This window comes from Fusibacter sp. (genome assembly GCF_057447755.1).
In genome coordinates this window covers 1-4947 of sequence record NZ_JBVBZF010000261.1, presented here as the reverse complement: position 1 = coordinate 4947, position 4947 = coordinate 1, and the positions used below count along the sequence as shown (strand labels likewise).

The 4947-nt window shown below is 36.1% G+C and carries 5 protein-coding genes; all 5 read right to left on the bottom strand.

Going from position 1 to position 4947, the window contains the following annotated elements:
* Positions 1-173 precede the first annotated feature (173 nt).
* Positions 174-1640 carry a lysine--tRNA ligase gene (gene lysS, locus AC220I_RS18030; protein WP_486725258.1) on the bottom strand — a complete coding sequence of 489 codons (1467 nt, stop codon included), beginning with the start codon at positions 1638-1640 and terminating at the stop codon, positions 174-176.
* A gap of 59 nt (positions 1641-1699) precedes the next feature.
* A complete protein-coding gene (gene dusB, locus AC220I_RS18025; protein WP_486725257.1) occupies positions 1700-2662 on the bottom strand; it encodes a tRNA dihydrouridine synthase DusB in 963 nt (320 codons plus the stop codon).
* A gap of 29 nt (positions 2663-2691) precedes the next feature.
* Positions 2692-3468 (bottom strand): type III pantothenate kinase, encoded by a 777-nt coding sequence (locus tag AC220I_RS18020; protein WP_486725256.1) that lies wholly within the window; start codon positions 3466-3468, stop codon positions 2692-2694.
* Between the two features lie 17 nt (positions 3469-3485).
* Complete coding sequence (locus AC220I_RS18015; RefSeq protein WP_486725255.1) at positions 3486-4457, bottom strand: biotin--[acetyl-CoA-carboxylase] ligase; 972 nt, start codon at positions 4455-4457, stop codon at positions 3486-3488.
* A 148-nt stretch (positions 4458-4605) separates the two neighbouring features.
* Positions 4606-4947: hypothetical protein (locus AC220I_RS18010; protein ID WP_486725254.1), on the bottom strand; the 342-nt coding region annotated here is incomplete at its 5' end.

Sequence of the window (4947 nt, the reverse complement as noted above, 5' to 3'; positions counted from 1 at the left end):
GTAGGCTCAAGAACTTTGCTACACCACTTCCTTCATCCATACCATTACTGATACCAACTTGTGGTTCGCTACGCTTGGCGGTAAATACCCGCGACTGGACTTACACCAGCTAGATTAGTGCCATGCTTGGCACACCGTAAAAAAGCCACTCATGACGAGTGGCTTTGAGTAAATTATTTAATCGGCTTCATTGTAGGGAAGAGAATAACATCTCTGATTGAAGTTGCATTGGTTAATAGCATGATCATACGGTCCACACCTATACCCAATCCACCAGTAGGCGGAAGACCTACTTCAAGTGCATTTACGAAATCATCATCCATCATATGAGCTTCTTCGTCACCAGCTTCTCTTTGCTTAAGCTGTTCTTCGAAACGCTCTTTTTGATCGATTGGATCATTAAGCTCAGAGAAAGCATTTGCGATTTCCCAAGTATTAACGAATGCTTCAAATCTATTTGTGATTTCTGGATTATCAGGATTTCTCTTTGCAAGAGGTGATACTTCAACTGGATGGTGTAAAACGAATGTCGGTTGAACCAAATCCTTCTCACAGAACTCTTCAAAGGCCAAGTTGACCAAATGTCCTTTTTTCATGTGTTTTTCCACGTCTAAGTGTAATTGATCTTTAGCAACCTTGCGCGCTTCTTCATCTGTTTCAAATCCGTAGAAATTAACACCTGTCTTTTTCTCTACTAAATCATGCATAGAGGCTCTAATCCAAGGCGGTTTGAAATCAATTGGTGTTCCTTGATATTCAATTTTAGTTGTGCCATGAACTTGCTCACAACAATATGCAACAACGTTTTCAGTAAGTTCCATCATATATTCATAATCTTCATATGCAGCATAGAGCTCTACTGCAGTATACTCTGGATTATGTTTCATACTCATGCCTTCATTACGGAACATTTTGCCCATTTCATATACACGATCAAAGCCACCAACGATTAATCTTTTAAGATATAACTCGTTTGCAATTCTCATATACATATCAATATCAAGTGTATTATGATGCGTAATAAATGGTTTTGCAGAAGCACCACCAGCAATTGTACTTAAAATTGGTGTATCCACTTCTAGGAAACCTTCTCTATCAAAGTAGTCTTTCATTGCTTTGATAATTTTAGATCTCATGATAAATTTATCTTTTACTTCTGGATTAACAATCAAATCTACATATCTCTGTCTGTATCTAATTTCTTGATCCTTAAGGCCATGCCACTTCTCTGGTAATACTTGAAGCGATTTACTTAAAAGAATAACTTCTTCACATCTGATTGAAATCTCATCTTTTTGTGTTTTAAATACGATACCACTTACCCCTACGATATCACCGATGTCATATGTCTTGAAGACCTCGTACACTTCTTCACCAATTGCATCTTTTCTAACATAAGATTGAACTCGACCTTCACTGTCTAAAATATCAATAAAAGAAGCCTTACCCATGTCGCGTTTTGCCATGATTCTTCCAGCTACTCTAACTACCTGTCCATTCATTGCTTCAAAATTATCGATAATCTCTTTACTGAAGTGAGTTCTCTCATATTTCTCTATCTTAAATGGATCTTGTCCCATTTCTCGCAATTTTGCAAGTTTTTCACGTCTTATCTGCAGTAATTCGTTCAAATTTTCCATTCACTCATCCTCCAATTATTCTTATTTTCAGTCTATTATAGTACATTAAAAATCTAAAGTCAATTTGCTTGAAAAGCTTGAATAATAATGCCTTTAACCTCTTCAGGATCTTCTGCTCGATTGATTTCATTTTTAAATGCATTTGCATGTTTCAAACCTTTAAAATACCAAGCTGCATGCTTGCGCATTTCAAGCGTTCCAATTTTAGGGCCTTTATATTGCAATAAGAGCTCAAAGTGCTTAAGTGCAATTCTTTGTTTATCTTCTAAGGTTGGTGGGTTTATGATTTCACCCGTTTGCAAATAGGTAGCAACTTCCTTTAACAACCAAGGGTTACCCTGAACACCCCTACCAATCATGATACCATCGCAGTTTGTCAATTGCTTCATTGCTTTTGCATCTTCCACAGCAAAGACATCACCATTTCCGATTACAGGTATTTTAACGGCTTCCTTAACCGCTTTAATGATTTCCCAATCTGCATTGCCATTATACATTTGTGCTCTTGTTCTACCGTGTAGGGCAATAGCACTGACACCACTCGCCTCAGCCATTTTAGCAAATTCTACTGCATTAATACTGTTTTCATCCCACCCTTTTCTGAATTTAACAGTCACTGGTTTCACGGAATGCTTGACAGCAGTTTTAATAATTTTCTCCGCCAGTTTAGGTGTTTTCATCAAAGCAGAACCTTCACCGTTATTCACGATTTTTGGTGCTGGACAACCCATATTAATATCCAAGATATCATTATTGTGTTGATTTAAAACATCCATTACAGCTTCTAGCTTTTCTTGATCCTTTGTAAAAATTTGAAGTGACATGGGTTTTTCAGCTTCTAAAATCTCCATAATTCTTTGCGTTTTCTTATCTTGATAATAGAGTGCAGATACGCTTACCATTTCTGTAACCATTAACCCAACGCCGAACTCTTTGCAAATTAATCTAAAGGCTAAATCCGTCACACCTGCCATAGGGGCAAGTATTACGTCGTTTTCTGTTTGAAAACTTCCAATTTTCATTTATAACTCTCTTTCCAGATCATAAAACATTATTTCTTAGTGCGGTTCATTTGATAAATGAAGTTAAGCCCTTCAAGGGTTAAGAACTTCTCAACATGATCAATAGACTCTGACTCTGTTGAGATGAGTGTCGCTAAACCACCAGTCGCGATAACTTTAATATCATCGCCCCCAAGTTCTTCCTTCATTTTATTAACCAAATAGTCAACGCTGCCCACATAACCGTAAATAATACCGGCTTGTATGCTCTGACTTGTATTTTTACAGATGACTTTATCAGGTTTTACCAGTTCAACATGTGTTAGTTTGGCTGCCCTTTGGAATAAAGCATCAGAAGATATTTTTATACCAGGTAATATGGCACCACCTAAATATTCACATTTATCATTAATGGCACAAAAAGTGGTTGCGGTACCAAAATCAACAATTATAATTGGACCACCGAATTTCTTAAAACCTGCAACTGCATTTACGATACGGTCTGCACCAACTTGTCTTGGGTTGTCATACTTAATATTCATGCCTGTTTTTATGCCAGGACCAATAACAATTGCTTCTCTCTCACAATATTTAAGCGCCATATGTTGTAACGAATACATTACATGTGGTACAACCGATGATATGATAACATCATCTACATCTTTAAGAGATAAATTCTCATAAGTGAAGAGCTGATTTACAAATATGCCAATTTCGTCAGCCGATTTGGCATTATCAGTTGCCATTCTCCAGTGTGTTATTAACTCATTGTCTTTAAACACACCAAGTACGATATTTGAGTTTCCTACATCAAATGCTAATAACATTTTTCCTCCTGTTGATTTTAGACATATCCATTGACACCGCGAACGGATACCTCTCCATAGTAAATTGCTTCATTAGAGCCATTACTATTTTTTACGATCAAATTACCGTTCATATCTATATCTAAAGCAAACGCTATCTTCTTGACATTGCCGGAAATAATCTCAACTTCCTTGTTCAATGTGATAGATTTTCTTCTATTGTATTCTATTACCGGTCTAAAATCATTTTCATTAACGAATTGATTATAATATATTTCAAATTTTTCTACAAATAATTTAATGATATTTAATCGATTAATCCATTTATTGTTTGATTCAAGACTTAAGGATGTCGCTTTGTCCTTAAGTCTTGAATCAAAGTTTTTGGTATTGACATTCACACCGATACCAAGTACTAAGTAATTAATATGATTGAGTTCAGCATTTAATTCTGTTAGAATGCCACATACCTTCTTGCCACCAACGACAATATCATTGGGCCATTTTATCGAAGTTTCAAGCCCTGTTTCAGATTCAATGGCATCACTCATTGCCGCCGCAGCCATTAATGTAATTCTCGAAGCCAAATCAGGTGTAAAATTGGGTTTCAATAAAAGGCTCATCCAAATACCAGTGCCTTTTTCGGATTCCCATTGTCGCCCTAATCTACCTTTGCCACTGGTTTGTTCATCAGAGACAATCAAGGACTGACAAAAGTCCAATTGGGAGCCAATCGACTTTGCCTTTTGATTCGTTGAATCAATAGTATCAAAAAACAAAGCCTCTTCTATTAATTTATAATCCTTTAAAGCATACTTCAATTCAACTTCATTTAATTCCTTTACATCTGAAATTAATCTGTAGCCCTTATTGGTTACTGACAAAATTTCATAGCCTTCGTTTCTCAACAAATTAATATTCTTCCATACAGCAGTTCTTGAGACTTTTAGCTGTTTGCTAATTTCTTCTCCAGATACGTATTCCCCTTGTTGCGCCCTTAGTAATTTCATAATTTCCGCTTTCACAGCATCACTCTTTCTATATATAATTTCGTTATTATTATAACATAAATGGGCACACACAAAAAGAAAAAGCAACGCCTTAAATTTTATATAAAACTAAGGCGCAACCTTTTGAAGTTTTTGCTATTTTTTTAGGCTAACATTTGAACTGTCCTGTCATTAGCTTTATCTCCTCTGACAGTTGCTTTATCTCCTCTATCATGGAAATAGTCTCATCGTTCTTTGACTTCTGAATCATAATAGACTCAGCCATTTTATCAGAAGTTGATGCTGTTTCTTGAATTGTATCTAACATATTTTCCATCATTTCATTAATTTGAGCAGATGCTGCAGCTTGTTCCTCTGTAACAGCACTAATCTCATCTACAGACTCAGCTGCCTTCTGCGAATCTACTAAGATTTCATTAATTTGCTCCACCGTTTTTTCGGATTCATTAACAACATTTTGAAGCATTCCCGAAGTACTTGAGAACATACC